The sequence below is a fragment of the Lysinibacillus sp. LK3 genome (genome assembly GCF_001043675.1).
Classification (GTDB): Bacteria; Bacillota; Bacilli; order Bacillales_A; family Planococcaceae; genus Lysinibacillus; species Lysinibacillus capsici.
On the sequence record NZ_LDUJ01000014.1, the window covers coordinates 320,571 to 345,626 of the forward strand.

The following is a 25,056-nucleotide window of genomic DNA, read 5'->3' on the forward strand; positions in this document are numbered from 1 at the left end:
TAATTTTCTGTTTTCAAGCTTGCTTTTTCTGAAATACTGTAAGGTATAAAATCATAAGAAGAATTAGCAATGTACCAATAAACTGATAGCCACCAAAAGCAATCTTTAACCACCAAACACTTGTGATGACAGCCATTAATGGTTCAAGACTACCTAGTAGGCTTGACTCCTTTGGTGAAAGATAGTGCAAGCTAGCAATATAAAACCAAAAAGCGAGCATTGTCCCAAAAATAACAATAAAGAGAAAATAGGCAATGGTTGAAAACGTCCAATCAGATAGATCGATAGCCCATGGTGGGTGAGCTATACTCATTACTATACCACCGATGATCATCGACCAGCCGACAACTAGTAATGAATGGAATTGCCGTAAAAGTGGGACGGCATAAATGGTATAAAATGCAACAGAAAGACCAGATAAGATACCCCATAACACAGCCATTAAAGGAACGGACAATGTTGAAAAAGAACCGTTTGTTAATAATAAAAAGGTCCCCACAAGTGTAAGTGATACAGCTATACCATCCTGCTTTGTCAATGGACTTTGCCTCGTTAGAAAGTAATAAGCCATGATAAACAGTGGTGCTAAATATTGCAATAATGTGGCTACAGCTGAATTACCAATAGCGATTGACATCATATAGGTGTATTGGACAGCAAGCATGCCAAGTAGGCTAAATAAAATTTGTCTAAAAGCATTTTGCTTTGTGCGCCATATGACGAAAATGGATTCATGCCGATGGGTCATTTTATATATAGCTATTAGTAACAGACCTGCTAAAAGTAAACGACTAGAAACAAGCCAGCCGACCTCTAAATTGTCCTGCTGAAATAGTCGTTGGGCAACGGTCCCTCCGATTCCCCAGAAACTTGCTCCAAGAATAACTAGTAGAAAGCCCAGTGTACGTTTATTTTGGATAATTTGATTCATCTGTTTACATCTCCTAAACTATCAATATAAGATGATTATAAAGTGATTAAGTGGAAATAAATATCGATTTAATCCAATAAACTATCAATATATTGAGGTGTTAGAGATGCCGTTAACACATATTAAAATTGCTAAGGATTTACAAGAATTAACCTTGCATGGAACAAAAGAATTTCCAGTTGCCTTGTATGAAACGATTATGCGATTAGAAAGCATGGATTTTCTACCTCTCCATTGGCATAAAGAAATACAATTTGTTTTGATAAAAAAGGGATGTGCTCAGTATCGAGTGGGGACGGACGTTTTTGTTTTGAACCAAGGCGAGGGGCTCTTTATTAATGCCTCTGGATTACATGAAGCAAAGCCTTATCAAATCGAGCAAGCGATCGTTTATTGTGTAAATGTAGATCCAAAGTTAATGGGGGGGCATGAGGGCAGTATCTTTTTCTCAAAATATGTAGAACCGTATATTACAAGTAATCGAATACCTTATGTCAAACTAACAGGAGAGTTGGCACAGAAAGTAGCAACGATTGCGGAATTAATGCGAGAGCAAACCGCTTTTTTTGAGTTAAAAGTACGGAGAGAGCTTCTATTTATTTGGGAATCCATGCTAACCCAATCCTTATTGACAGAACAAATAATGGATTCTGCCACTATTGTGCAGCATGAACGAGCAAAAGCTATGCTAGATTTTTTACATGCACATTATCAGCAGAAAATAGCATTAGAAGATTTAGCTAGCCATGTGTATATAAGTCGCGCTGAATGTAGTCGTTTTTTTAAGAAAATAGTGGGCATGACACCGTTTACCTATTTATGCCAATATCGACTGCGCAAAAGCATAGAATTATTGAAAGGTAATGAGCTATCGATAACAGAAATAGCTGTTAATACAGGCTTTAGTACCGTCAGTTATTATATTGAAAAGTTTAAAGAATACACTGGCTATCCGCCACATGTTTATCGTAAGAAGTTTTTAGGTGTGAAAAATAATTGAACGTGAATGGAAATAGGACCATCTTTTATTCTCAAATTCTATACAAGATGAACCATTTGGCATAAAGTAAAATTATTAGTAGAGAGGGGGCATTGTGAATGATGGTCTTAAAAAATAAGCAAAATATTTGGCTAGCCTTATTATTAGTGGTATTAGCGAGTAACTATACACTCTATAATACAGGATTTGGCACATCCCTTTTACCTATCGAAACAAATGGTGTTGTCATGGGCTCATTAATTGACTGTATTGTGGTGGTGCCTGTGCTATTTATGCTTTATAAAGGTAAATTTTCATTAAAGCAAGCCATCCTATTAGCTGCAGCTGGCTGTATTGCTGCACGTTTTATCATTCCTATGGAACACCTTCAGCCTTATGTGGCAGTGACATGGGCTGGCTTTGCGATTGAAGGGTCTATTATTCTATTAGAAATTATCCTAGTGGCAACACTTGTACGATACCTGCCAAAAATCCTAGGGGAAGTGCGGAGAAGCTCTTTACCAGATCTCTTTTCATTTTCAAAAGCTGTAGAAAAACATGCACCCAAGCATCCAGTTATTCAGATGATCTGTGCTGATTTATTAGTGCTTTATTATGGTTTCGCGAGTTGGAAAAGACAAGAACGACAAGGTTTATCTTTGCATAAAAATTCTAGCTATATCGCTTTTCAGCTCATGATTATTCATGGGATTGCTATTGAAACGATTGGTATTCACTGGTGGCTACATGAAAAGTCAATGATACTTTCCATTGTGTTGCTTGTTTTTAATATTTATTCAGTAATCTTCTTTCTTGCGGATATGCAGGCTATTCGCCTAAATCCTGTTTATGTCACAAATGATACATTGTACTTATCTCTGGGATTAATGAAACGTACTGAAATTCGTTTTGATCATATTGCTGAAATCATCGAAGACAAGGAGCGGTTAGAGGGAAAATTATCAAAAGATACGAAAGACTTTATAGCACGTGATTTTGGTGAGGCCTATCCGCATTTTATTTTGAAAATGAAGGAGCCTGTGGAAGTAACGTTTATGCTAGGGATCAAGAAGCACTATAGTCACATAGCCATTAAAGCAGACCAGGTTCAAGAATTTAGACAAATGCTTGTAGAAGGAATGGCAATGAGCCAACATCATTAAAATTACTTATAAAAAAGTAGTAGTCAATGTTTTGTAATCAAAACATTGACTATTTTTTTTATTGATTGATTTTAATACTATTTAAACTAATTTTAACCTTCGGATTTTATAGTTTTAATGTACTGAGAATGATTGATTTACAGGAGGGCTTTGTTTTAGCGAAAGATTGAGAAAATTGTATGCCTGAGATAAAAGGGGAAGTGTAATAACAGCACGAATTAGTACATGATTAAAAAACCGCAATGTTCAACATGGCTATATGGAAGTTCCAATAACGAAGAGATCAATCAAATACAGTCTATGACAGAGCAACAGCCATCCTTTGGTATGTAGTGAACGGATTGAAATGACAAAATTCCAGCCTGCACTAGCAGAATTAAGCACAGAAAGACGATATGAGCAGATTACAAACACCAGATCACTTGTTCCAAAACTTTCTTTAATAAAAGGCGAAGCGCATTTATTGGAGAAATATTATAATAAGCTTAATGAGCAACATACCATTTCTGACAGCATTACAAAAATTTTTATTCCCGTACATCCAATCGATGTTCTTAAAGAACAAGTAATGTTAGAAAATGTAAGAGTAACAAAAGATACGAAAACAAAAACCTCGGCATCTTTCTAGTCGATCAAAATCTACGAGCAAGTATTCCTTTACTGGTGTTTTTTATGTAAAGGATATCTGTCCTATTATGATCGACACTACAACAAGTAAAGAGGAGTTATTGAGAAGCGCTACTATCTGTTCATTCGAAGAGTAGCATTGCAAAAATATAAAGCGGTTACAAAGATGATAAATACTAGCATAGAAGAGGAGGGATTGTGTATGAACGATTGCATTCTTTTACAGTCTAGTCAAGATTGGCATCTACAGAGAATGTATATGAAGAAGTTCAACAAACTGGTACTGGTAAAAAGTGTTCATCATAATTCAGCAGAGACAAGAGCCAAACTACAATATGAATTTTCCTTGTTTTCGAATGAGCAAAATCCTTGGTTATTAAAGCCAATAGCTATTGATTATATAGATGATCAATATGCGATCATCTATGAAAATTTTAATGGAGTCCCCTTAAAGCAATTCAGTAATAACTTGATTTCTTTGCATCAATTTCTCCAGATTGCCATTGACCTTGTCAATATTTGTATGAAAATGCAACAAAGTGGTTTACTTTATCTACACCTACATCCTAATCAAATCTTAATCAATCCTAATTCTTTAAAAATAAAACTATTAAGCTCTGAATTTAGTACAAAATATGATGTAGAATCTCCAGTTGTGATTGAAAATCCCTATGAACGACTAGATCAGCTACCCTATTATGCACCTGAGCAAACTGGCAGACTACATTTAGAGGTAGACTATCGGACAGATTTATATGCACTGGGGACCATTTTTTACGAAATACTGGGCGGTCAATTGCCTTTTCAAGCAAAGGATGCCGTCGATTTGATTTATGAAATCATCACAAAAAAACCAGAACCATTGGTAAGTTTAGACAGTCGTTATCATTCATTGCTTTGGGAAATGATTGAAAAGCTATTAGCTAAAAACCCAGCTGATCGTTATCAAAGTGCCATTGGTTTGAGAGAGGATTTGCTACAAATCCAACAGAAACTTTTAGTAAACGAACCGCTTGAAAATTTCCTGCTTGGTGAACAGGATTTGCATCTGAATACGGGACTGTCTACTAAGCTTTATGGGAGAGAATCGCAATTCGCAGAGCTTTCCTCTGTTTTTCGTCAGGTTGCAAAAGGTGACAAAAAGATGGTTACGATATCAGGACAAGCAGGGTATGGAAAGTCCAAGTTAGTTCAAGAATTAAAGGGTGAAATAGCGGCCGCAAAAGGCTATTTTATTACAACTAAGTATGAGCAATTGCAATTAGAAAATGACTATTCCATTGTTATCCATCCTTTAAGGAGTTTATTGAAATTTATTTATATGGAAGGTGAAAGGTCTGTCCATTTATGGAAAAAATTATTTCAAGAGGTTAAATTAGTTGTGACAGATGAACTTATCCATCTATTACCTGAACTTAAATGGTTTGTGAAGGAGGAAGTACACTTCCAAAAAGAAGTTAGCCAAAATACAAAACAGCTCCATTCCTATACGTTTATATCGATTCAAAAAATTTTATTAACATTTGCTATGCAGAAGAAACCAGTTATATGGTTTGTAGATGATTTGCATTGGGCCAATCAAAGTACAGTTGAAATTATGACCCAAATTTTTGAGCAACACCGAGCAGGATACTTTATGATGATTGGTACATTCCGAGTGAATAAGGACAGCGCAGAGGAGGAAAATCAGCAAAGAACTTCTAGTTTTTCGAGCGGTCATCATATCCATTTACCCTTGCTTCAGGAACAACATGTTCAACAATGGTTGGAGGCATCTTTCCAGGCAAAGCCTCATACCATACAGATAATTGCCAAGCAATTATTTAATTTGACCAAAGGGAATCCGTTATTTGTGAAAGAGGCGTTTCGATCACTCCAGCAAGATAACACAATTTATTTTAATGCAACAACAAAAGAATGGGAGTTTAATCGTAAGAAATTTAATTTATCCCGATTGAACAACGAGCTACTTGTCTTTATTGAAACTAGAATGGCTAATTTAACAACAGAAGCCCATGAGATTTTACGCATAGTTGCATGTTTTGGTCAGCGCTTTGAATTTACAGATGTCTTAAAGCTCGTGTCCTTATCAGCTCAAGCGTTATTAAAACACCTGGAAACACTTGTTGAGAATGGCTTTATTATTCCGTTAGATGCCCATTATAAATGGGCAAGTACGTTAGAGCATGAAGGAATTTTACATACATTTTCTACCAAATTCCAATTTGTTCACGATCGTATTCAACAAGTAGCTTATCAGGACTTATCAGGGCAATTGCGTGCTAAATACCATTATCAAATTGGCCAGCTTTTAACAGATGACTCTCAAATGGCTGCAGATCATGATCGATTAAGCGAAATCGTCATGCATTTCAATTACAGTCGCCACTTATTGACTGGGGAAGAAAAGCAAAAGCTGGCTATCTGGAATTATCAACTCGGTATTGAGGCTAAAAGAATAGGGCTCTTTGATAATGCGCTAAAATTTTTTACAACTAGTAAAGAACTATTGACGCCTGATCATTGGGAGACTAGGAGAGAACAGTCGGTTAAATTATATGCAAATTTAGGTGAATGTGAATATTTAACTGGCCACTACGAACAATCGGAAATGCATTTAACAGAAGCTTTGCAGCACGCAGAGACAAAATTAGAAAAACTGATGATTAACAATTTGAAAACGGTATTATACATTGAGTCCGATAACCCTACTATTGGTCTAGAAGCAGGCTTGGCAGGTTTTCAAGTTGCGAATCTTAAAATTTCAGCATATCCTAAAAAGTCACAGCTTCTAAAAGAGTATCTATTGTTGAAATGGGCATTGCGACATATGTCTGACCAAGACTTGTTGCAGCATCCGCCAACGAATAGTAAAGAAATTGATATTTTGATTCATTTAATTATTAATATGACGGCAAGTGCTTTCCTATTAAATCCTAACTTAACAGGCATTCTTTTAATGAAAGGGCTGCGTTTACAGTTGAAGTATGGCGCTACATCGAAAAGCGGCATGGTATTGATTAACTATGCTATGCTTTTAAATGCAGGTTTTGCCAATATAAAAGAAGCCACTCGCTTTGGCAAACTTGCCATCATTGTTGCGGATAAGCAAGAAAGCATATATATCAAGGGCCATACTTATTATGTGTATGGCGTGTTTATCAGTCATTGGACAGAGCCCTATGAAACCAGTATTCAATATATTAATGAGGCTCAAGCAAAAAGCCAAGAGCTCGGCTTATATCATTTAGTATCCTCAGCTTCATGTTTTATTGTCGCTATACGCCTTATTCAGGGTGTTAACCTAGAGGATTTACAACAAGAAATTAGACGACAACAAGATGAATTTTCTATTCATGCAAGTACCCTTTCGATTGACTTTTTAGCCGAAATGGGGAGATGGATGAATATCCTCCGCTCTCCTCATCATCCTGTACATTGGGCCTGTCCTATCACAATACAGGATCAGCCTGCTATTAAAATCATGCATTATACAGTGCGTTTACAAATGTCCTTTTTATTAGCGGATGAAATACAAGGGAAAGCGATTCTGGTTGAATTAAAGAAGCTAAGTAAGGACAGTTATACATTACCAATCACCACAGTCTATTATTTTTATCGGGCCATGTGGCAATTTCACTTTCTGCATAGTCAAAATTGTCAGGTACAGGAGCAGAGATTATTTTTAACGGATATACGTCAAAGCCTCAAGAAATTTAAGAAATGGGCTGTTTATTCTTCAGAAAATTATGAGCATCTTTATGCTTTATTAATGGCAGAGAATTACCGTTTACACAACAATGACAGTGAGGCAGAACTCTATTATGACCGAGCAATACGATTAGCAAGTATGAATGGTTTTGTCCAGGATACAGCCTTAGCATATGAACGAGCTGCTAACTATTATCTCGCAAAACAGCAAAAGAAAACGGCAAGGCATTATATATTGAATGGTATTCAAAGTATTGAAACGTGGGGAGCAGAAACAGTTGCTAGCAGATGGGCAAGAGAATATCAAGTGCATCGCAAACTGGAGAATCACAGTAGAGAATCCCTCACGTTTGATATGATGACGGTTTTTGAAACGACTCAATCATTTGCAACAGCTATTCGTATGGAAGAATTACTGCATAAAATATTGTTTTCACTGTTAAAGCATGTGGGGGCAGATAGTGGCTATTTCATTCATAAACAGCAGCAGGAATTATTGGTGTTAGCAAAGGCGGAAGCTGCGGAAAAAACATTTACGATGTATGATCAACAAAGTATGGAGAATTTTAATGCGAATATGCAATCGATTATACGCTATGTTCTTAATAGTAAAGAGCATGTGATTATCGACAATACACAAATAACACAGCATCCTCTTTTCTCCTATTCGACGGCTAAATCTATTCTTTGCCTGCCGATTATCCATCAAAATGAAATTATTTCGATATTGTATTTTGAGAATACTTTAATGACGAATGCCTTCCATCCATCTCATGTTCAGCTATTGAAAGTGATTGCGGCTCAAATTGCCGTTTCTTTTGAAAATGCGAAAATATATGGAGATTTAGAAAAACGTGTTCAGTTGCGTACTAGGGAGCTAGATGAGACGAATCGGCATTTGATAAAAATGAATGAACGTTTAGAAAAAAATGAACTGGAACGTAAAAAACTCTTGCATAGTATTTCCCATGAATTACGCTCCCCGTTAACCTCTACATTAGGGTATATAGAACTTATGCTAGAGGGCGTGATTGATGAAGCAGTAGCCAGAAAGAAATATTTAATACGAAGTAAAGAAAGGCTATTATCATTAAATAACTTAATTCAAGATTTGTTTGATTTAGCAAATCTAGAAGCTGGTAGAGCAGAATTTTCTTTTACAGAGGTAAAGGCAAAGGAATTATTTTTACAAATGGCAACCCGTTATGAGGATGAAGTAAAACAATCAGGATTAACATTCAGTGCTCACTTTTACGGTCATGAAGAAGCTCAGCTACTGATTGATAAAACGCGAATCAATCAAGTGATTGAAAATATCATGACCAATGCAATGAAATATACATCAAATGGTGGTATTCAATTGTCCTTCCATGTAGAGGACAAGCACTTGTTTTGTTCGATTGCAGATAGTGGCATTGGTATTGCTGAGAGTGATCTTCCCTTTATTTTTGATAGCTATTATCGAGCAACTAACACTCATGAAGCACATTCGCATGGCATTGGCTTAGCTATCTGTAAACAAATTGTTTGCCAGCATAATGGTGAGATTTTTGTTGAAAGTCTTGAAAATGAAGGAAGCATATTTAGCTTTACATTACCACTAGTTAAGGTATTGGCAAAAAATTAAAAAGGGGTGGTGAGTGTTTTCTTACTTCTCACCACTCTCTTTTTTATAAACGAATTGGTAGCCAAAACCTCTCACTGTTTGAATCCATTTCGGCTTTGAGGGGATATCTTCAATTTTACGACGAAGCGTACTAATATGGACAGATACGGTTTTCAAATCAGTGACACCGTCATAGCCCCACACATGATCAATGAGTTGATCGACACTAATCACTTGATTCGCATGCTCAATTAGAAAAAAGAGGAGTAGCTTCTCCTTCGTAAATAAATTTAAAAGCTGTCCATCCTTATAAACATTTTTCTCATCTAAATGTATGGACAAATTATCTATATGTACGATATTACTTTTCTTTGTTGGGTTTCTTCTTTTTAAATTTGCTTGGATACGGGCCAATAATTCTTTTGGAATAAATGGCTTTGTCATATAATCATCTGCCCCCACCTCAAAGCCCTCAAGTTTCTGTTCAATTAGATGATTGACGGTCACAAAAATGATAATGACATCCGATACATCACGGATTCTTTTGGCTAACTCGAAGCCTGTACCATCTGGTAAATTAACATCTAACAAGATTAAATCTGGTTGTTGCGTGACAGCGAGATGCCAGCCACTGGATAGAGATGATGCCTTTAATACATTATAGTTAGCATTAGCTAGCGTGAGCGATAAAACCTCCATAATATCTATATCATCTTCCACTATTAAAATTTTCTCGTTCGACATATCTATTAATCACCTTCCTATTTCAAATATACCAACTTTTGTCTAGGTTGGGAATTAGAAGACTTAGGACTCGAATGATTTTAGAATCCCTCATAACCTTAGTCAAAATAATCATGCGAGTTTACTAAAAATAAATAAAGACTTCTATTTCCCATTAGAAATGAAGTCTCTAAAAAATTAATCTAAGTGTGCGATAGCTCGGAGTAGATCATCACGGATGGCCTCCCAAAATTGCTGTTGAACACTATCACTGTACGTATAAAGCTCTTTATGTTGAACATGCTCATAGATGGCAGCAATCGTTTCTTGATGAAAAGAGAGACGATGGTTTAATAGCTCTCGTTCTTCTTCAATACAAAATAGTTTATAAATATCGGATAAGCGTTCAAACTTTGCTAATTTCTGTGTCATCACTTCATATTGTGTTTGATGAAAACGCCCTACGGCAGAAGTCATTGAGATTTTTGCCCGATGCTCTGCTTGTAATGTCCGATACTCTTCTTGACGGATGGCCACACGATACCAAAATTCATAACGATTAGGTAATTCTTTTAGTTCATAGGTAAGTAATGATTTTAAAATTGAATGCACTTGTTCATATGTATCGATGATCTTCGCTGGTTCTTTAAAAATGCCAAACATACTACCACCCCCATGTAGTTTAATACTACGAGTGAAGATTAAAATCCTTTAAAATAATCATAATATTCAAAAGCGAGAACCTGCTAATTATTGAAACCCTGACTCCGTAGTTACGTAAAGATTTACAGGGGGTGAGTCAATGTATGAGTATAAATTTGTACAAACACATTTAGGTAGCTTTTTTCAGGAATCTACCTATCGGAAAACAATCGAAGAATACGCGAAGCAAGGTTGGCGTTTAGTGCAAGTATTGCCGATTGCTTATAATGGTCATGGGAAACCAACAGACTATGAAATCATTTTTGAGAGATTATTATCATGACTATCAATGAACGCTAGATTCTTGCCATAAATGGTGGGAGTTTAGCGTTTTCTTATTTTAATACAAAATTTGCTGTTTTTATTAACAAAAATAGTGTATTCAGAAAAATATAGAAATAGCATTTACAAAACAAAAATATATGTGTTAACTTAAATATTGTTAATGGTTAACTTAAAAGAGGGAGGTTAACAATGCAACATTTTTGGGTTGTCGGTACAGATACGGATGTTGGGAAAACAATTGTCACCACCATGTTGATGTGTCATTTACAAAAACAAGGCTTGAAAGTTTCACCATACAAGCCTGTGCAAACAGGAGAGGTATACGAAAACGGTCGTGGCTATTATCATGATACAGCCATGTATGAAAAGTATTCCTTACAATTGCTTCAACAAGAGCATCTCAATAGCTATTCATTTAGAGAAGCTGCATCGCCACATTTTGCTGCGCAACTGGAGGGGCAGCAAATTGATGTCAATGAGCTATTATTGCGGATTCAATTATTACAAGCGTCCTATGATGTTGTGATATGTGAAGGAGCGGGTGGGCTTTTTGTTCCTTTTACTGCTCCCCATGGGATGACGCTGCTTGATGTCATCGTCAGTAGCAAGCTGCCAGTAGTGCTTGTTACAAGGACATCCCTAGGGACGATCAATCACACATTATTAACAATAGAGGCATTGCGCTCTCGTGAAGTTGACGTTCTTGGCATAGTGTTTAATGGGAACACAGGTAGCAGTATGGAGCAAGATAATATACAAACGATTTTACAGTACCATCCCTTGCCCTATGCGATTATTCCAAAGCTACAAAATTTGTCACAGCTAATGGATTATGCCATGACGCACACAACACTGTTTGAAAGGCTTTTTAACTATGAAACAAGCATTAACTGATTTACAGCTAAGAGATTTACGTCATGTTTGGCATCCATGCTCACAAATGAAGGACTATGAGGCATTTCCACCCATCGTCATAAAAAAGGGGCAAGGTGTGTGGCTTTATGACGAACATGATCAGCGTTATTTGGATGCTGTATCTTCTTGGTGGGTTAATTTATTTGGACATGCCAATCCGCGTATTAGCAAAGCTTTAAGTGAGCAAGCATTTACATTAGAGCATACGATCTTTGCTAATTTTACACATGAACCAGCCATACAATTGGCTGAAAAATTAACTGCATTAGCACCACAGGGATTACATAAAGTCTTTTTTGCCGATAATGGCTCATCTGCTATTGAAGTTGCACTGAAAATGAGCTTTCAATACCATATGCAGACGGGGAAACCAGCAAAAAAGCGCTTTCTCGCCTTGACGGATGCCTATCATGGAGAAACTATTGGTGCTTTATCCATAGGAGGGGTAGGGCTTTACAATGAAGTTTACCAGCCTCTGTTATTAGATACTGTTCGTGCTAAAGGGCCAGATTGCTTCCGCTGTCCATTTCAGGAAGATCCAGCAAGCTGTAATGCACCATGTAGTCAATTTGTTGAGGAACAACTTCAAGCGCATCATGAGGAAATCACGGCAGTTATTATTGAACCATTAATTCAGGCTGCAGCAGGTATGAAAATGTACCCACCTGTCTATTTACAGCGCTTACGGGCGTTGTGCTCACATTATGATGTGCACTTCATTGCAGATGAAATTGCTGTAGGTTTTGGTCGGACCGGTACATTATTTGCCTGTCAACAAGCGGACATCATGCCAGATTTTATGTGTTTATCAAAGGGGCTAACAGGTGGTTATTTACCTTTATCAGTTGTCTTAACGACGGAGCAAATCTATGACGCTTTTTATGATGATTACGGAACAATGAAGGCTTTTTTACATTCGCATAGCTATTCAGGCAATACTTTGGCCTGTCGTGTGGCACTGGAAGTGTTAACGATGTTTCAAGAGGAACAAGTGATGGAGATGATTCAGCACAAGGGACAATACATGCGAGCGTTAGCCATGGAAGCTTTTTGTGATATGCCTTATGTGGGTGAATACCGACAAGTTGGTTTAGTGGGAGCGATTGAACTAGTAAAGGACCGGTGGACAAAGGAAGCGTTCGCCAGTGAGGAGCGTATCGGCTATCAAATTTATCAAAGGGCTTTAACGAAAGGCTTACTCATCAGACCGCTCGGCAATGTTCTGTATTTTATGCCACCTTATATTATTTCTGAAGAGGAAATGTCATTTATGATTCATACAACGAAAGAGACAATCGAACAATTTTTCCAGGACAGGGGGGCTAAGGTTGGGTAAGCGACAACAAACATTAGCGCTAGTCATGATTGCCATGTTTGCTGCTCTAACAGCAATCGGAGCTTTTGTTAAAATTCCATTGCCTGTCGTACCGTTTACATTACAGATTGTTTTTGTATTTTTAGCAGGCTGTTTATTGGGAAGTCGGAATGGTTTTTATAGTCAACTAGTCTATATCAGCGTGGGCTTAGTAGGCTTACCTGTTTTTACACAGGGTGGTGGTATCACATATGTCTTACAGCCAACTTTTGGTTATCTGATTGGCTTTGCCCTAGCCGCCTATGTGATTGGGTTCATTATTGAAAGGATTGAGACGCCGACGAAAAAGCATTTTATTGCAGCAACCATTATTGGGCTAGTTATTATTTATGCTGTGGCTGTTCCTTATTTGTATGTAGCATTGAATTTCTGGTTAGACATGAAGTCAAGCTGGTCACATGTGTTTGTTGTCGGCTTTTTAAGTAGTATTGTCGCTGATTTTTGCTTAGCTATTACATCAGCGCTATTAGCGGAGCGCTTGTATAAAGTATTTCAGTCAGCAAGAAATGTGAAATTTTCACACGTAGAGGGGGAGAATGTAATATGAATTATTACCAATTAGCACAAGAAGTTATTGCTGGAAAGATCATTAGCAATGAAGAGGCACTTGCCATATTAAATAGTGAGGATGATGAGCTATTACAGCTTATGGATGGTGCTTTTACGATTCGTCGTCATTATTATGGTAAAAAAGTTAAATTGAATATGATTATGAACGCCAAAAGCGGTTATTGCCCCGAGGATTGTGGCTATTGTTCCCAGTCCTCTAAATCAACGGCTCCTATTGAGAAATATCCATTTATTACAAAAGAGGAAATTTTAGCAGGTGCAAAACGAGCGTTTGACAATAAGATTGGGACGTATTGTATTGTAGCCAGTGGTCGTGGGCCAACACGTAAGGATGTCAATGTCGTGAGTGAGGCGGTTGCTGAAATAAAAGAAAAGTATGGCTTGAAGGTTTGTGCCTGTCTTGGCTTACTAAAAGAAGAACAGGCACAGCAACTAAAGGAAGCGGGGGTGGATCGCTACAATCATAATTTAAATACATCGGAACGTCATCATTCCTTCATCACGACCTCACATACATATGAGGATCGTGTCAATACGGTAGAGATTGTGAAAAAGCATGGAATTTCACCTTGCTCGGGTGCCATTATTGGGATGAAGGAAACAAAAGAGGATGTCGTCAATATTGCACGCGCCCTCCATCAATTGGACGCTGATTCTATTCCTGTAAACTTTTTAAATGCAATTGATGGCACAAAGCTAGAAGGGACAAAGGATTTAAATCCCCGTTATTGTTTAAAGGTTTTAGCTTTATTCCGCTACATCAATCCGACAAAGGAAATCCGTATTTCGGGTGGTCGTGAAATCAATTTAGGCTCACTTCAGCCACTTGGTCTCTATGCAGCTAATAGTATTTTTGTTGGGGATTATTTAACAACAGCAGGACAGGAAGCGAATAGCGATTATCGCATGCTGGAGGATTTGGGCTTCGAAATTGAATTAACACATAAACAAGAAGAAGTATTTTGTTAAACTTATGACATGTAAATCTACTACTACAGCAAAAACCGTACTTTTGTACGGTTTTTTGGCTATAGATGAAAAGAGACGGATAGACCTGACTTCACTGGCAGTGGATATACCTATAAAATCAAGGTTTTCACAAATTGTTCAATGAAAGCGTTTTGAAATTGAACAGTTTGTGAAGACCTTCACATAAAGCTTTCTTTTTGAAAAAATCAGCGTAAAATAAGAATCAAGTAAGGAATTGTTATAAAACAGTTGATAAGTCGTATCACAAATTTTGGTGGTTGTTATATTACAAAAATAATGAGTGAAGGGAGCTTTTCACATGTGGGTTATTACAGTTTTTGATAAAAAGGACGTTCGAATTTTTGAGTACGCGAGCAAAAATGAGGCAACAGAAGCTTTAGCAAAATTCAAGAAAAATGCCGTTTTAACGTATACAAAATAAGTTGCTGATAAAGCAGCCCTCTACCGACAGAGGGCTGTTTTTTAATGTACAACAATGGAAACAGCACTGTACATTAATAATAGTGCCATGATCATGTTAAATGGTTTTCGGTATTGCTGTAGTGCTTTTTGAAAAATGGAGCCACATAATGCCCAACTAAATGTACTGATTACCCCTACTAGCGCTAGAAAGAACGAGAAGAGTAGATAGCTTATGTAGGATGAGTAGTAGGGTAGGATGTAAGTTGCGACAACAGTGAGACCAAATAAAATACCTTTTGGGTTAATAAATTGAACGAACGCTCCTAAAAAAAATAGGTTTCGTTTTTCTTCTTCGTTGTCGTGATCCTCTAATTCTTTGCTTGTTAAAATTTTATAAGCCAGGTACAACATATAGCCTACACCAAATATGGTTAGGGGTAATTCAATGGCAGGTAAAATGTTTAACATGATCGTGTTAAAAAAGCTACTAAGACCAATAATGATGAAAAAACCAATCCCTACACCTAAACAGAATGGAATCGTTTTCGCTAAGCCATATTGTTTAGCAAAAACCATCGCCATAAAATTATTAGGGCCAGGTGTAAAGCTTGTAATGATGATAAATAATAAAAAGGAAAATACAGGCAAAACAATCCCTTCTTTCAAGTTGTGTGATATAATGCACGAAATAGACTGTATAACGTCGGTCTTTTTATTATACAAAACGTACGTTATATTGTACATACAAGGAGGGCTTTTGGATGGAAGAAATTCATCTCGTCTTTGCGAGAAATTTAAAGGCAATTCGAGAAAGGGAGAAATTAAGCTTAGAGAAAGTTTCTCAGCTTAGTGGCGTGAGTAAAACGATGATTGGTCAAATTGAGAGGGGAGAATCCAGTCCAACTTTGACAACGATTTGGAAAATTGCAAATGGATTAAAGGTTTCGTTTACAGAGCTTATTCATCCTCCCCAACCTGAGACGGAGGTTATTCGCGGTAAAGAAATTCAAGTATTGAAGGAAGATCATGGCCGATATATGGTTTATCCTCATTTCCCCTATCAAAAGGATAGTCGTTTTGAAATATATAGAATTGAAATCAAAGAAAATGGAATGTTAGATGCTGAGGCTCATCGAGAAGGAACGGAGGAATATATAACCGTTTTTGATGGGGAATTAATCATCCATATACAGGGTCAGGATTATCGATTAACAAGTGGTGATGCCATACGATTTAAGGCTGACCGTCCACACACATACAGCAATCCAGGTAGTACAGTAACACGACTTAGTATGACTATTTACTATCCACATTAAAAAACGTATAAACGCTTTTCACAGCGTTTATACGTTTTCGTTTTATAAAATACTAGCTAAACGTTTAATTCCCTCACGGATGACTTCAGGTGTTGCGTTTGTATAGTTAAGACGCATTGTATTCACATTCGTTTTTGATGTGTAGAATGGATCGCCAGGCACGAAGGCTACCTTTTGTTCCATCGCTTTATTGAATACATCAAGGGCCGGTGTACCGTCCTTCATTGTTGCCCAAATGAACATGCCACCCTCAGGTCGTGTATATTCAACATGGGCAGGGAAAAACTCCTGCATAGCATCAAGCATCGCATCCGACTGATTTTTATATAAAGCAATAATTTTCTTTACATGTTCGGTATAATCATTACTTGCTAAGTAATCGTAGATAACATATTGTGAAAAAATATTAGTATGAAGATCAGACGCTTGCTTCGCTGTTTCAATATGCTGCAATAGCTCTTTGTTTTTTGTGATAATAAAGCCAAGACGCATGCCTGGTGTGACCGTTTTAGAGAAAGAACCTAGTAAAATACTATTTTCTAATTTTCCAGCCCCGATATATGGAAGTGGCTCCCCTTGGAAACGTAGCTCTCCGTATGGATCATCCTCAATTAAAGCAACATCATATTTTGCCACTATTTCGCAAATTTGCTCACGCTTTTCTTTCGAATATGTGAGTCCTGTTGGGTTTTGGAAGTTCGGCACCGTATAAATGAATTTTACATTTGGTTGTTGTAGAGCACGCTCTAACTCTTCTAAGTTAAGACCATCATTTTCTAGCGTAACACCATGGAAAGTTGGCTCTGTTAAAGTAAAGGCTTGGATAGCCCCTAGGTAACCTGGCTCTTCGATGATAATGCCATCGCCTTTATTGATAAGTACTTTACCAATTAGTTCAAGCGCTTGCTGTGAACCTGTAGTAATAAAGACATCGTCAGCATGTACATCAAGTCCATGGACACGTTGATATTTCGCGGCAATATATTCACGCAATGGTGCATAACCCTGTGTGGATGAATATTGGAATAATCGGCTGCCATTTACTGTAATAGCATGGTCTACGGATGCTCTCAATGCATCAATCGGGAAAGAAATCGGGTTTGGAAGCCCGCCTGCAAAGGAAATAACGTCCTCGGCATCTGTCACTTTTAAAATATTTCGAATAAATGAGGATGGTGTTTTTAAGATTCTTTCAGAATATTGCATAATTATCGGTCCTTTTTTTCTGATTTTTTAAAAATTATATCATTGTCATCGTGTGCATACAATATTATCATTGTATGCAAGACAATTAAACTATTGTATGCAAATTAAGAGAAAGAAGGGCCTAGTGAATGCCTATTAATTCATTTGACGAGTATCCAATGAGTTGGAAGCCGGATATTAGCAATATTTCTGCTCCGTTATATATAGCCATCGCACATCAGCTAGAACAAGATATTAAGGATGGAAAGCTAGTACCAGGCACAAAATTGCCACCCCAGCGTGAATTAGCTGATTTTTTAGATGTGAATTTGAGTACGATTACAAGAGCCTTTAAGCTTTGTGGCCAAAAAGGATTAATTTATGCCTCGATTGGCAGCGGTACATTCGTTTCAACAGATGCGGCTAGCAATAAAATGTTACTGCCAACCAACCATGCCACACCTATCATTGAAATGGGCTCTGTTTTACCAGATAATTTTGTTAATGATGATATTACACGCTTTATGAAGAAAATGATAAACGAACCTAGTTTTAGCATGCTATTTCAATATGGACGACCTGAGGGCAATGCATGGCAAAACGAAGCCGTGATGAAGCTACTCGAACTAGTAAATTTTCAAACAGACCAGCCTATTCTTCTAGGAGCAGGCGGACAAAATGCCATTGTGGGAACCCTTGCAGCTTTATTTCAGCCAGGCGACCGCATTGGTACAGATCCAATTACCTATGCAGGCATTAAAACAGCTGCAAATATGCTTGGTATCCAGCTTGTGGCTATCCAACAATGTCAGGGTGAAATGACAAAAGAAGGATTACTATATGCTTGTAAAAATGAGCATATCAAAGGAATCTATGTGATCCCTGATTTTCATAACCCAACGACTCATACGATGTCAGTAGAAACAAGAAAAATGATTGCAGACGTGGCAAGACAGAAGGATTTGCTTGTGATCGAGGATGCTATCTATAGCTTTCTCAAGGAGCAACCGCTTGCTCCGATTGCTTCTTATGCACCTGATAAGGTTATTTACATTGCTAGCCTATCTAAAACACTATCACCTGGTTTACGATTATCCTTCCTTGTGACACCGCCTGCGCTACGTAAAAAAATAATGGAGACACTCTATAATATCAACATTTCTGTTTCTCCTATCATGCTGGAGCTTGCAGCACGATTAATCCATGAAGGTGTTGCCCAAACGATATTAGAAAAACACCGAGCATATGCCAAGCAGCAAAATGCGCTTGTCGATCAGTATTTAGGGGATTATCACATATTAGGGGATGAGGAATGTATTTTTAGGTGGCTCCAATTGCCTGATAAATTTACGGGTGTTCAATTTGAATTGTTAGCTTCGAAAGCTGGTGTACAAGTCTATGCAGCGGAACGCTTTGCCGTAGGGAATACAAAGCCTGTCAATGCCGTTCGTTTAGCCATTGCAGCGCCAGAATCTCAACTTGAGCAAGCGTTAATTATTTTAAAGGACCTCCTCGAAAGTAATGGTGATTATGCATTTGTTGATTAGAGGTTATGGGGCGTATAATAAGGCTAAGAAAGAAACGAGGTGATGAACATGGCACATAAAGGGCGTGTTATTTTGCATGTGGATATGAACAGTTTCTATGCTTCTGTGGAGCAAGCACATGACCCAAGTTTAAAGGGGAAGCCTATCGCAATTGCAGGGAACCCAAAGGAACGGCGTGGCATTTTAGTAACTTGTTCATATGAAGCAAGAGCGCTAGGCATTTATACAACTATGACTGTTCATGAAGCAAAGCGTAAATGTCCTGAGCTATTGTTATTACCTCCAGATTTTCAAAAGTATCGTCATGCATCTAAAGAAATGTTCACCATTCTTCGAAGCTATACACCATTAGTAGAGCCTGTTTCGATTGATGAGGGCTACTTGGATGTGACTGAGCTAAGCAAGGAACGGCATGCCTTAAGTATTGCCCAGGAAATACAAGCGCGCATTTTAGATGAGCTGGATTTACCTTGTTCCATCGGTATTGCACCGAATAAATTTTTAGCGAAAACAGCCTCTGATATGAAGAAACCAATGGGGATTACCGTACTACGAATACGGGATATTGAACAGCAATTATGGCATCGTGAGGTTGTCAACATGCATGGGATTGGAGCAAGTACTGCTAAAAAATTAAATGCACAAGGCATCTTTACAATAGGTGATTTAGCTAAGACAGAAGAATTTAAAATGAAGCAAATATTAGGGAAGAATGGGGTACGGCTTCGAGCAAGGGCCAATGGGGTGGATCAGCGCATGGTCGATCCTGAGGCAATCTTTGATACGAAAAGCGTTGGGAATTCAACAACATTACCAGAAGATGTAACAGATGTTCGTACACTTCATAAAACAATCGAAGGTCTATGTAAAAAAGTGGTGGAGCGTCTTGATGCCAAGCGCTTAGCAGGTTCAACTGTGAGCATTCAAATACGGGATGCTGATTGGCATAATCATACACGTTCGAAAACAATGTCCAATGTCCTGTATCGTTATGAAGAAATTTACGACATTGCTTGTACTTTATTTGATAAGCATTGGGATGAATCTCCTGTAAGATTACTTGGTGTAACGGTTTCCAATGTGGTGGATCGTAAAGATTATTCACAGCAATTATCGATATTTGATTTTCAGGAGCATGCGAAAGATGAACCGATTCTCAAGCTTGTCGATGAAATTGAGGGACGGTTTGGCAAGGGGATTATAAAACGTGGTGTAGATTTAGGGAAACGTTCCTCCTATCAATCACAAACAAGCTTTAGTAAAGATTTTTTAGATGACCATGAATGAGAAAGAATGAAAGTAGGTGTATCTATGCAATACAAGGAGTATGGGGATGCTAACAATCCTTTCATGATGTTTATTCATGGAGGGGGCGTTGGAGGGTGGATGTGGGATCAGCAAGTTCGCCATTTTTCCCATTATCACTGTGTTATACCTGAGCTAATGACATACAATCCATTTTCCATTGAACAAAGTGCGAAAGAGCTTCTTCTGCTTATTGAGAAAAAAGCCAATGGGAAGCCTGTTATAGTAATTGGTTTCTCTTTAGGAGCGCAAATCGCTATTCAAATGCTAAGTCTACAGCCTAGTTTAATCGATTTTACGATCATCAATAGTGCGCTCGTGATACCCTCTCCTACTGTAGAAAGGATGCTTCAACCGTTTATTCGGCTGTCATTTCCGCTTATAAAAAATAAAACATTTGCGAAACTTCAAGCAAAAGCCCTGTACATTCAAGAAGATTATTTTGAGCGTTACTATCAAGAGAGTGCCACGATGAAAGTAGATACATTGATTCAAATTTTGCGAGAAAATATGTCATTTTCCATCCCAGCTGACTTTAACAAAGCTCAAGGAAAGATCCTAATAACTGTGGGAGAAAAAGAGAAAAGCAACATGAGAAAATCCGCTAAAGCACTTGTGCAAAGTCATCCAAATAGCAAGGGTGTGTTATTGAAGAACATCGGTCACGGCGTCTCATTAGCCCAGCCTGCATTTTTTAATCGCTTTGTAGAGAATTGGATTAAGGATGGTCAATTACCTGAAGGGACAGTTATTCGGTAGGGGAACCCCATTACGAATCGTCATCCATAATGGAGTTGATGTATGGATCATTGAAAATAGTGAGGATATAAGTGTTTATGCTGCAATATCCATTCCTTCATCTCTATCATCATTTCTTCGTAGCTAGGGACAATAAATGAAAAGTCATTTCTTGTATTTATTAATGTTTTATTGATTTGAACAAGGTGATGAGGAAGAATTTTTATACTGTTGTTCAGTAAGTGCTTATTAAATAGATGCAGTAGATCGTGTTTAGAAATATTTGTCGTATTGACGAGATGATAGAGTCCTGTTAAATCTTGTTGTGCAGCACGTTCAATGGCTTTAGCCAAAGTAAGTGTTGTCACTCCCGTCCAAATAGCACCCGAATAGCCATAGACGGGACTTTTTTGTTGCATAAACCAATTGAAGAGTCCGATGCCATCCTTTTTCAAATCAGGACCAATTATGGAATTACGAAATGTTATGTGCTTGTCGTTATTCACTTCCCCTATACCTTTGGTGCGGTCATAAAAGGTTTCCCCGTCTAGTACACTATTTTCATAGTAGGGAGCACTTTTGCCTGAAAATACGCAGTCGGTACTTAGATGAATAAGCTTTGTGTGACGATTTTCAAGGAGAGATACAATGGCATGCGGTAAATAGCTATTCAGTAAAACACTTTGGGCAGGATGAGCCTCACAAGCATTGTTTAAAACACCAATACAATTAATGACGACATCTACCTCATTGTCTAGTAGTAGCGACCTTAAAAAATGGGAGTCTGTCACATCACCTGTTCTATTATTGCCATAGGGAAAAGGGGTTCGAGAGTATGTTGTTACATCATGCCCTTGTTCACATAAATAGATGGCAATGGTATGACCAGCCATGCCTGTAGCACCGAGCACTAAAAATTTCATGGTTTTCCTCCTGTCCAATGAAGGAGCTCTTCTTGTATAAGAGGCAATGTTAATAGCTTTACTTTAATGTCAGCCACACTTAATTGTTGGGTATTGTTCGAGTTATATTCATCCGTTAATGTAATTTTTGGAGAGCCCTCATCGAGGTATTTTCCATAATTTAAATCCCGATAATCCGCGGGGATTCGATAGAAATGGCCCATATCAATAGCTTTTGCTGCTTCCTCCTTCGTACATAATACTTCATACATTTTTTCTCCGTGCCGTGTTCCGATAATTTGCATGGCGTTGTTTGCTTGAAAGATCTCAAGTAAAGCCTGTGCTAAATTTGCTATTGTGGCAGCAGGTGATTTTTGCACCATAATATCCCCGTTTTGAGCATGTGAGAATGCGTACAATACCAATTCTACCGCTTCCTCAAGGCTCATCATAAAACGTGTCATATGAGGGTCCGTAATCGTTAAAGGTTTCCCAGCCTTTATTTGTTCAATGAATAATGGGATAACCGAGCCTCGTGAAGCCATGACATTACCGTATCGAGTGCCACAAATTAGGGTATGGTGAGGGTCAACCATTCGTGACTTTGCAATAAACGTTTTTTCCATCATTGCCTTGGATATACCCATCGCATTGACAGGGTACGCGGCCTTATCTGTCGACAGGCAAATGATTTTCTTGACGCCAGCTTGAATGGCTGCTGTTAGTACGTGATCTGTTCCTAAAATATTGGTTTTCACAGCTTCTAAGGGAAAAAATTCGCAGGAGGGAACTTGCTTGAGAGCGGCGGCATGAAATACATAGTCAACATTATACATCGCATTGTGAATGCTTTGAATATCGCGGACATCCCCGATATAAAATTTAATTTTTGTATGCTGATAGTGTTTTCGCATATCATCTTGCTTTTTTTCATCCCTTGAAAAAATCCGAATTTCCTTGATATCCGTATTTAAGAATCGCTTTAATACGGCGTTCCCGAAAGAGCCCGTGCCTCCAGTAATCAATAATATTTTATCTGTAAACATTGTATAGTTCGTTACACCTCCTGCATGCTATTATTTCAATCCTCTTTGATGTAGGTCACATTCTGAGTTCTCCCTAGGGTAGTTGTACCAATAAGCAAATTCGTTAGTATATTTACTTGTCGGATTTTTATCCATCAGGGCGCAATTAAAATCCCAATCTCCTGCAATATCTTTGCGTATCGTAAATTTCGCATCTCCAATTAAACTTCTCCTGATAATCTTAAATTGCCCAGGTAAGGAATAGCGGTTGGATTCATCTTTAATAAAAGCAAAGCCATTTTTAATAATCATGTTGTAATAGTAAATATCAAATGTGCCATCCACTTGTGCTAGTACATTGCGAATAGCAGGTAAATAGTGGTCATCACTATCGATGATGGCTATATAATCTCCTGTCGCTTCTGCAATGCAGCGATTGTAGGCAACACTCGCACCTAAATTCGTTGGGTGAACGATGATTTTTAAAGCTGCACAGTTTTTCTGATAATCCTGTAAAATGGCTAGCGTATTGTCTGTAGAGCCATCATCTACCACAATAATTTCATAGGCATATTCTTTAGGAATACTATCAAGCATCGTTACGATCCATTCTTCGCTATTAAATGCAGGTGATAAAAAACTAATCTTCATCTGATCCCTCCATTCTATGTTCATTAGTAGAGTTGTTCCATGTGACTGAGTAGATCCTTTAATACAATATGCGTAGACGTAGTGCTACTGTAGGCAATTGCTTATTTTAGGATGTTTTTAAGAGAGTGTTTTTAGATAGAATTTTTATGTTTACTAGAGATATGGCATAAGAAAGACGAAAATTTACTAACATAAGCACATTTAGCAAGAGAGGTCATAAACTAGCGAGAGCGCTTTTTTTAGAAAGAGGGATACGATGACAAAAAGAATAGCATTTATTTGTAGCGTGGAATCTTACAAACTTTCGGATGCCCATATTTTCAAAGATTTGTGTCTAGTGCCTATTTTATTGGGGGAACATTTAGGCTATGAGGTCACTATTGTCACGACAGAAATGAATGAAGCTCTACTTCAACAAGTCTTTCCCACTGTAAAATTTGAGTCTGTACCATTTGAAGATGATTATGTGGTGAATATGAATGCTTATTTAGCCCAGCATGCAAGGGACATCGACATTGCCTTTGCTATTGGACCCTATCCATCCTATTTAGCTATTTTGAAAACCTATAAGCATTTTAATCCAAATGGCAAAATTTATATGAAATTAGATGTTAATCGATTTTGGCTAAATCGATTAAAAACCTATCCCTATTTTTTAGAGTTGTTGCAGCTTTGTGATCTCCTTACCTCTGAATGCATATCTATTCAAACAGCAATCAAAGACTTTTCACAATTGGATGTGAAACATATACCCAATGGTTTTTATGAACATTTCCCCACAGAGCCAGTGCCGTTTCACGAGAAAGAAAATAGAATTCTAACAGTTGGGCGATTGGATGCACCAGAAAAGCAAACAATTTTGACAGTTAAGGCATTTTTAGCAGCACAACTGCCAGATTGGGAGCTTCGTTTAGTAGGGCCGATGTCAGTCTCATTTCAAGAAGAGCTGAGACTATTACTAGATAGTCATCCGCTTGCCGCTCAAGTAACGATGGTAGGACCTGTTGTTGATAAGGTTCAGCTAGAAGAGGAGTATCGTAAGGCTAAAATTTTTTGCTTAACGTCTTTAGTCGAATGCTATGCCCATGTCTTTGCGGAGGCAGCTAAAAATGGTTGCTATATCGTGACAACAGATGTGGATGGTGCTGCTGATATTACACAACAACAGCGTTTTGGTACAATCCATCCTACACATGATTGGGAGGCGATAGGTTGGACATTGCAACAAGTTGCAGCACAGGAATCATTATTGGCAGATACTTGTGTCCAGCTTCAAGCATTTGCCCGCAAGGAATTAAATTGGAGGCAGATCGTCAAGAAGGTTGCCAATTATTTAGGTGAATAAAAGTGAATAGTGAATCTTTTCTGGATTGAGAGGAGTATTCTTTTCTTTATACCAGTATTTCCT

23 protein-coding genes are annotated in these 25,056 nt (G+C 37.8%); 15 read left to right on the plus strand and 8 right to left on the minus strand.

What is annotated here, in order from left to right; translation table 11 throughout:
- Positions 1 to 13: 13 nt before the first annotated feature.
- Positions 14 to 931: a DMT family transporter gene (locus tag VK91_RS09535; RefSeq protein ID WP_048392319.1), complete on the minus strand. Its 918-nt coding sequence runs from the start codon at positions 929 to 931 to the stop codon at positions 14 to 16.
- Between the two features lie 106 nt (positions 932 to 1,037).
- Here VK91_RS09535 and VK91_RS09540 point away from each other — a divergent pair, with 106 nt between their 5' ends.
- The 4 genes from VK91_RS09540 (at position 1,038) to VK91_RS09555 (ending at position 9,038) form a co-directional block, all read left to right on the plus strand.
- On the plus strand, positions 1,038 to 1,931 hold the full coding sequence (locus tag VK91_RS09540) for an AraC family transcriptional regulator (protein ID WP_048392320.1): 894 nt from the start codon (positions 1,038 to 1,040) through the stop codon (positions 1,929 to 1,931).
- 98 nt (positions 1,932 to 2,029) lie between these two features.
- Positions 2,030 to 3,073: a hypothetical protein gene (locus VK91_RS09545; RefSeq protein ID WP_048392321.1), complete on the plus strand. Its 1,044-nt coding sequence runs from the start codon at positions 2,030 to 2,032 to the stop codon at positions 3,071 to 3,073.
- Between the two features lie 346 nt (positions 3,074 to 3,419).
- Positions 3,420 to 3,701 carry a hypothetical protein gene (locus VK91_RS09550; protein ID WP_048392322.1) on the plus strand — a complete coding sequence of 94 codons (282 nt, stop codon included), beginning with the start codon at positions 3,420 to 3,422 and terminating at the stop codon, positions 3,699 to 3,701.
- A gap of 201 nt (positions 3,702 to 3,902) precedes the next feature.
- Positions 3,903 to 9,038, plus strand: coding sequence for an ATP-binding protein (locus tag VK91_RS09555; protein ID WP_048392323.1), 5,136 nt, complete (start codon positions 3,903 to 3,905; stop codon positions 9,036 to 9,038).
- A 21-nt stretch (positions 9,039 to 9,059) separates the two neighbouring features.
- Here VK91_RS09555 and VK91_RS09560 read toward each other — a convergent pair whose 3' ends face one another.
- Together VK91_RS09560 and VK91_RS09565 are read right to left on the minus strand one after the other, a co-directional pair.
- Positions 9,060 to 9,761: a response regulator transcription factor gene (locus VK91_RS09560; protein WP_048392324.1), complete on the minus strand. Its 702-nt coding sequence runs from the start codon at positions 9,759 to 9,761 to the stop codon at positions 9,060 to 9,062.
- 177 nt (positions 9,762 to 9,938) lie between these two features.
- Positions 9,939 to 10,403, minus strand: a complete 465-nt coding sequence (locus VK91_RS09565) for a hypothetical protein (RefSeq protein WP_048392325.1) — start codon at positions 10,401 to 10,403, stop codon at positions 9,939 to 9,941.
- Positions 10,404 to 10,542: 139 nt separating this feature from the next.
- On the opposite strand from VK91_RS09565, the gene VK91_RS09570 reads away from it, so the two are divergent.
- The 6 genes from VK91_RS09570 (at position 10,543) to VK91_RS23215 (ending at position 14,998) form a co-directional block, all read left to right on the plus strand.
- Complete coding sequence (locus tag VK91_RS09570) at positions 10,543 to 10,725, plus strand: DUF4177 domain-containing protein (protein WP_048392326.1); 183 nt, start codon at positions 10,543 to 10,545, stop codon at positions 10,723 to 10,725.
- A gap of 191 nt (positions 10,726 to 10,916) precedes the next feature.
- Positions 10,917 to 11,621, plus strand: coding sequence for a dethiobiotin synthase (gene bioD / locus VK91_RS09575; protein WP_048392327.1), 705 nt, complete (start codon positions 10,917 to 10,919; stop codon positions 11,619 to 11,621).
- Positions 11,602 to 12,978, plus strand: coding sequence for an adenosylmethionine--8-amino-7-oxononanoate transaminase (gene bioA / locus VK91_RS09580; RefSeq protein WP_048392328.1), 1,377 nt, complete (start codon positions 11,602 to 11,604; stop codon positions 12,976 to 12,978). Before bioD ends, bioA begins: the two co-directional genes overlap by 20 nt.
- The gene (locus VK91_RS09585) at positions 12,971 to 13,564 is read left to right on the plus strand and encodes a biotin transporter BioY (protein ID WP_048392329.1); all 594 of its coding nucleotides are present in this window, start codon (positions 12,971 to 12,973) and stop codon (positions 13,562 to 13,564) included. The genes bioA and VK91_RS09585 overlap by 8 nt, the downstream gene beginning before the upstream one ends.
- The gene (bioB, locus tag VK91_RS09590) at positions 13,561 to 14,556 is read left to right on the plus strand and encodes a biotin synthase BioB (protein ID WP_048392330.1); all 996 of its coding nucleotides are present in this window, start codon (positions 13,561 to 13,563) and stop codon (positions 14,554 to 14,556) included. The genes VK91_RS09585 and bioB overlap by 4 nt, the downstream gene beginning before the upstream one ends.
- A gap of 319 nt (positions 14,557 to 14,875) precedes the next feature.
- Positions 14,876 to 14,998 (plus strand): hypothetical protein, encoded by a 123-nt coding sequence (locus VK91_RS23215; protein ID WP_004231260.1) that lies wholly within the window; start codon positions 14,876 to 14,878, stop codon positions 14,996 to 14,998.
- 41 nt (positions 14,999 to 15,039) lie between these two features.
- On the opposite strand, the gene VK91_RS09595 is transcribed toward VK91_RS23215, so the two are convergent.
- Complete coding sequence (locus VK91_RS09595; RefSeq protein ID WP_048392331.1) at positions 15,040 to 15,627, minus strand: LysE family transporter; 588 nt, start codon at positions 15,625 to 15,627, stop codon at positions 15,040 to 15,042.
- Positions 15,628 to 15,740: 113 nt separating this feature from the next.
- Here VK91_RS09595 and VK91_RS09600 point away from each other — a divergent pair, with 113 nt between their 5' ends.
- On the plus strand, positions 15,741 to 16,295 hold the full coding sequence (locus VK91_RS09600; RefSeq protein WP_048392332.1) for a helix-turn-helix domain-containing protein: 555 nt from the start codon (positions 15,741 to 15,743) through the stop codon (positions 16,293 to 16,295).
- A 42-nt stretch (positions 16,296 to 16,337) separates the two neighbouring features.
- On the opposite strand, the gene VK91_RS09605 is transcribed toward VK91_RS09600, so the two are convergent.
- Entirely contained in the window at positions 16,338 to 17,501 is a 1,164-nt protein-coding gene (locus tag VK91_RS09605) for a PLP-dependent aminotransferase family protein (RefSeq protein ID WP_048392333.1), read from the minus strand.
- A 128-nt stretch (positions 17,502 to 17,629) separates the two neighbouring features.
- Here VK91_RS09605 and VK91_RS09610 point away from each other — a divergent pair, with 128 nt between their 5' ends.
- From VK91_RS09610 to VK91_RS09620, 3 genes are read left to right on the plus strand one after another with little or no spacing between them, the layout of a single operon-like run.
- Positions 17,630 to 19,027: a PLP-dependent aminotransferase family protein gene (locus tag VK91_RS09610; RefSeq protein WP_004231269.1), complete on the plus strand. Its 1,398-nt coding sequence runs from the start codon at positions 17,630 to 17,632 to the stop codon at positions 19,025 to 19,027.
- 48 nt (positions 19,028 to 19,075) lie between these two features.
- Positions 19,076 to 20,314, plus strand: coding sequence for a DNA polymerase IV (locus VK91_RS09615; RefSeq protein ID WP_048392334.1), 1,239 nt, complete (start codon positions 19,076 to 19,078; stop codon positions 20,312 to 20,314).
- Positions 20,315 to 20,338: 24 nt separating this feature from the next.
- A complete protein-coding gene (locus VK91_RS09620) occupies positions 20,339 to 21,091 on the plus strand; it encodes an alpha/beta fold hydrolase (RefSeq protein WP_048392335.1) in 753 nt (250 codons plus the stop codon).
- A 47-nt stretch (positions 21,092 to 21,138) separates the two neighbouring features.
- On the opposite strand, the gene VK91_RS09625 is transcribed toward VK91_RS09620, so the two are convergent.
- Genes VK91_RS09625 through VK91_RS09635 form a run of 3 tightly spaced genes read right to left on the minus strand, consistent with a single transcriptional unit; the run spans position 21,139 to position 23,648 of the window.
- On the minus strand, positions 21,139 to 21,993 hold the full coding sequence (locus tag VK91_RS09625; RefSeq protein ID WP_048392336.1) for a sugar nucleotide-binding protein: 855 nt from the start codon (positions 21,991 to 21,993) through the stop codon (positions 21,139 to 21,141).
- Positions 21,990 to 23,018, minus strand: coding sequence for a polysaccharide biosynthesis protein (locus VK91_RS09630; protein WP_048392337.1), 1,029 nt, complete (start codon positions 23,016 to 23,018; stop codon positions 21,990 to 21,992). Before VK91_RS09630 ends, VK91_RS09625 begins: the two co-directional genes overlap by 4 nt.
- Before the next feature lie 30 nt (positions 23,019 to 23,048).
- Positions 23,049 to 23,648, minus strand: a complete 600-nt coding sequence (locus VK91_RS09635) for a glycosyltransferase family A protein (RefSeq protein WP_016993848.1) — start codon at positions 23,646 to 23,648, stop codon at positions 23,049 to 23,051.
- Positions 23,649 to 23,904: 256 nt separating this feature from the next.
- Here VK91_RS09635 and VK91_RS09640 point away from each other — a divergent pair, with 256 nt between their 5' ends.
- Entirely contained in the window at positions 23,905 to 24,993 is a 1,089-nt protein-coding gene (locus tag VK91_RS09640) for a glycosyltransferase (protein WP_048392338.1), read from the plus strand.
- Positions 24,994 to 25,056: the final 63 nt, after the last annotated feature.